This window comes from Enterobacter cloacae complex sp. IR5459, assembly GCF_049238005.1.
Taxonomy (GTDB): Bacteria; Pseudomonadota; Gammaproteobacteria; order Enterobacterales; family Enterobacteriaceae; genus Enterobacter; species Enterobacter hormaechei_C.
Genome location: NZ_JBMKIG010000045.1, coordinates 1 through 3,080 on the forward strand (window position 1 = coordinate 1; position 3,080 = coordinate 3,080).

Annotated in this window: 7 protein-coding genes and 1 tRNA gene; all 8 read right to left on the reverse strand. The window is 53.3% G+C overall.

The window, feature by feature from the left end; all coding sequences use genetic code 11:
• Positions 1–227 precede the first annotated feature (227 nt).
• Positions 228–303: transfer RNA gene (locus ACOTX4_RS25670), tRNA-Arg, on the reverse strand.
• Positions 304–392: 89 nt separating this feature from the next.
• Positions 393–893 carry an antiterminator Q family protein gene (locus tag ACOTX4_RS25675; RefSeq protein ID WP_058657261.1) on the reverse strand — a complete coding sequence of 167 codons (501 nt, stop codon included), beginning with the start codon at positions 891–893 and terminating at the stop codon, positions 393–395.
• Positions 893–1,009, reverse strand: coding sequence for a hypothetical protein (locus ACOTX4_RS25680; protein WP_100152924.1), 117 nt, complete (start codon positions 1,007–1,009; stop codon positions 893–895). The genes ACOTX4_RS25675 and ACOTX4_RS25680 overlap by 1 nt, the downstream gene beginning before the upstream one ends.
• Positions 1,006–1,365: a RusA family crossover junction endodeoxyribonuclease gene (locus ACOTX4_RS25685; RefSeq protein WP_421635504.1), complete on the reverse strand. Its 360-nt coding sequence runs from the start codon at positions 1,363–1,365 to the stop codon at positions 1,006–1,008. Before ACOTX4_RS25685 ends, ACOTX4_RS25680 begins: the two co-directional genes overlap by 4 nt.
• A complete protein-coding gene (locus tag ACOTX4_RS25690; protein ID WP_047748520.1) occupies positions 1,362–1,646 on the reverse strand; it encodes a hypothetical protein in 285 nt (94 codons plus the stop codon). Before ACOTX4_RS25690 ends, ACOTX4_RS25685 begins: the two co-directional genes overlap by 4 nt.
• Entirely contained in the window at positions 1,639–2,307 is a 669-nt protein-coding gene (locus tag ACOTX4_RS25695; RefSeq protein ID WP_421635505.1) for a serine/threonine protein phosphatase, read from the reverse strand. Before ACOTX4_RS25695 ends, ACOTX4_RS25690 begins: the two co-directional genes overlap by 8 nt.
• A complete protein-coding gene (locus ACOTX4_RS25700; protein ID WP_421635506.1) occupies positions 2,304–2,474 on the reverse strand; it encodes a NinE family protein in 171 nt (56 codons plus the stop codon). Before ACOTX4_RS25700 ends, ACOTX4_RS25695 begins: the two co-directional genes overlap by 4 nt.
• Complete coding sequence (locus ACOTX4_RS25705) at positions 2,474–2,911, reverse strand: recombination protein NinB (RefSeq protein ID WP_032180568.1); 438 nt, start codon at positions 2,909–2,911, stop codon at positions 2,474–2,476. Before ACOTX4_RS25705 ends, ACOTX4_RS25700 begins: the two co-directional genes overlap by 1 nt.
• Positions 2,912–3,080: the final 169 nt, after the last annotated feature.

A 3,080-nucleotide genomic window follows, 5' to 3' on the forward strand; every position in this document is an offset into this window, starting at 1 on the left:
CAAAGGTTACACCGACTGATGACGATGTAAGACCAACGCCTACGATAGTGAAGGTCTCAGACATATTTATTCCGTGTGTAGTTGGTTCAGGCCCTCGGGACGATTTAACAAGTAGGCGTGTCGAGGATGTTTCCCTGGACCTGAAAATAAAAAAGCCAGCGACAGGCTGGCAATGTGAGGGTAAGGCAATGTCGGCTCTCTGGCCGAAGGGTCCCAGGTAGTGGGTTTGGCTCGCCTGGCTGGATTCGAACCAGCGACCAACCGCTTAGAAGGCGGTTGCTCTTTTCTCTGAGCTACAGGCAAATAAAAAGCCCCGCACAATGGCGAGGCTTGGCATTCATTCATGTCACACACAACAACGGCAACATATACGATTTATTCTGCTCATTTGTTCATTGAAAAGCAAGCGTGTTGTGAGGATTTTTTGCAATTTTCCTCACATTTTCGCGATTGTTAAACGCATTTTGCAGCGGTTGGTACAAACAGAACAGTGAGGCATTGATGATTTGCTTCACCTCTCTACGGATTGTCGAGATGCTTGGGTGTTTATACTGATTGCCGCCACGCGTCTTCATCAGGCGAGGCTTACTTACTGCATGCTGCCATGATGCAATTCGGATCTCGCTGGAGTTACAAACGTAGTAGGCGAAGACAACCCGCCATGCATTTTCATCCACATTCTTCAGATAGTGACGAATGACAGCATCAATGAGCATCCCGTCATCATCACTACATACCGGTCGTGATGCTTGCTGGGGCTCGACGGTAGCCATGAATCTGGCAATCATGTTGATCATCGCTTTATCAATCTTGCCGGTCTGGCACCATGCGCCCCATAACTGGAGCCACTGGTCTACCCATTGATGCTGGTCGTTGGTTAATTCCAGTTTCATTATGCGGCTTCCTTCTGTGGCTGATTGGTTTTGGTCTGGCTGTGATTTGCTACTGGCGGCAGGTTGGCGCGCTTAACGCTTTCGGCCTGATATCGGGTTATCTCGTCTCTGGTCACGGCGCGCACTCCCCGATAATGATCTGCCCCTTCTCTCCCCAGACCTTTGTGATGCGGCAATCCCAGATGTGAGCATCATCCTCATAAAGCGCATCCATCAGGGCTTTCAGCATGTTGTCGCAGTCTTGCTTGGCCTGGTGGGGCTTCCCGGCGAACTCCGCACGTTTCTTCTTACTCCAGCTTGGTGGCATTGGTAGGACGAATGTCACATGTGATCCGGATTCAGGCATGGTCAGCTTGCGCAGGCGGACCTCATCGCAAAAAGCTCGATAACGCATTACAGGAGGGCGCTGCTTCCACTTATCCGCGCGGGTCATTCGAGGCTTGCCGATTGGTGTGATGTCGTAGATTTTCATGCGGGCACCACCAAGCCACGACGGGCAATCTGGATAACGGTCAGTACAATGGCGCGGTCCATTAACTGGCGGCGTTCGTCACGGCTCAAACCCTTTCCGTTATCGATCTCTGAATGACAGGTGACGCAGATAGCAGCGGTGGCGCAGTCGTCTGTTTTCATTCCGATACCCTTACCCTCGTTGCGGTGCGCCACCTGCACGCCCCACGCTCCGCACAGGACGCATTGCTCAATCTGGCCGACTGCGGCGAGCCACTTCTTGCTGCGGTAGGTTTTACTCATGGTCACCACCTTGGACCTGTACCAGCGTGAGGTTTCCGCAAAACACAGCTCCTGTGTCGATGTACATCTGGTTGGCATACTTCAGGGGCTGGCGCGCAGGGGTGTGCCCGAAGATAAACAGATCAGCACCGGCTATCGGCGAGACAATGCCGTCCTGAGCGTCGCTAACCCGCTCACGATTCCAGATGACCATATCTTTCGGGGCGGGCTTATCGAACGCATATTCGTTATGCGGGTAGTCAGCGTGGCAGATAACGATTTTACGCTCAGCGGTAACCAGCTCGATGATGAGTGGTAACTCAGCTGCCTTGTGAACCAGAGCCTTAGCCAGCACCTCTTTGTCATAGTCGAGATTGAAGAACCAACCGCCACCGTTTACCAGCCAGTGATTGACGTTTCCATGCTCTGAAAGCCCATCAACCATCATCTGCTCATGGTTACCGCGCACTGCCCTGAACCACGGCATAGTAATCAGATCCAGGCACTCGACGTTTTCCGCGCCGCGGTCAACAAGGTCACCAACCGAGATCAGCAAATCACGCGCAGGGTCGAACGAAACCTTTTCGAGCTCATTCATCAGCAGCGTGTAGCACCCATGCAGATCGCCGACGACGAAGATATTGCGCCAGTCAGCGCCATTAATTCGTTGATACATGCTCATGCTGATTTTCTCCTCGCTGCGAGACGCAGCCATTTCTGATCCACCAGGCGGGCGGTGTAGTCTTTCATGGTCGGGATGTCGGACGGCTTAACCGCTGGCTTACGCTTGCGGCGCACCGGAACGCGGAAGATTTCGTTTGTGATGACGCGAGCGAGAGGGCTAGCCATTACGCAACCCTCCCGAAGTAATCACCTGAGTAGCGAACTTCACGGAGTTGCACGCCGTTTTGCACAGCAAATGCCTGGCTGTATTCGATGAGACTGGTCATGCGACGGATGCCCATCTTCGCAGTGCTTTCCCGGATGGCGCAGAACTCCCCTTCCAGACCCGGCACCACTTCACCAGGCTTACCGGTGGCAATGGCATGGCCTGAGACATACAGGACTTTCCATGAAGCGAGGTCGCGCGACTTGCCAGCCCATTGCAATTGCTTCGCTGTATCGCCACAGAGAGCGTGGAAGAGGTCGTTTTGGGCGAGAGTGCGGTCAGCCTCAGAAAACTTCACCACGAGCGGCAGAGCGTCGTTAACGGGCAGCTTCCTGATGTAGTCGATGAGGTTATCGCGAACGCGTTCGTCGCGGAGGTAGAAAACAGGCTGTTTCATACGCCACCTCCGAGAGGTAACGCAGAATGAAGAAAATCGCAGGTGCATTTCTGCATCTGTGACAAGGTGAGGAGTTCAGATTGTGGTCGCATTTAAGTCCCCTTAAATGCGCAGAAGTCGCTAACGGTTGTTCAGGCCGTCAGCACAGATAGTATGGACGGTTGATTCA

Bases quoted from the DNA above. Each gene is read 5' to 3' on its own strand.
- ACOTX4_RS25705 (WP_032180568.1), bottom strand. From the start codon at position 2,911: ATGAAACAGCCTGTTTTCTACCTCCGCGACGAACGCGTTCGCGATAAC.
- ACOTX4_RS25690 (WP_047748520.1), bottom strand. From the start codon at position 1,646: ATGAGTAAAACCTACCGCAGCAAGAAGTGGCTCGCCGCAGTCGGCCAG.
- ACOTX4_RS25685 (WP_421635504.1), bottom strand. From the start codon at position 1,365: ATGAAAATCTACGACATCACACCAATCGGCAAGCCTCGAATGACCCGC.
- ACOTX4_RS25700 (WP_421635506.1), bottom strand. From the start codon at position 2,474: ATGGCTAGCCCTCTCGCTCGCGTCATCACAAACGAAATCTTCCGCGTT.
- ACOTX4_RS25675 (WP_058657261.1), bottom strand. From the start codon at position 893: ATGAAACTGGAATTAACCAACGACCAGCATCAATGGGTAGACCAGTGG.
- ACOTX4_RS25695 (WP_421635505.1), bottom strand. From the start codon at position 2,307: ATGAGCATGTATCAACGAATTAATGGCGCTGACTGGCGCAATATCTTC.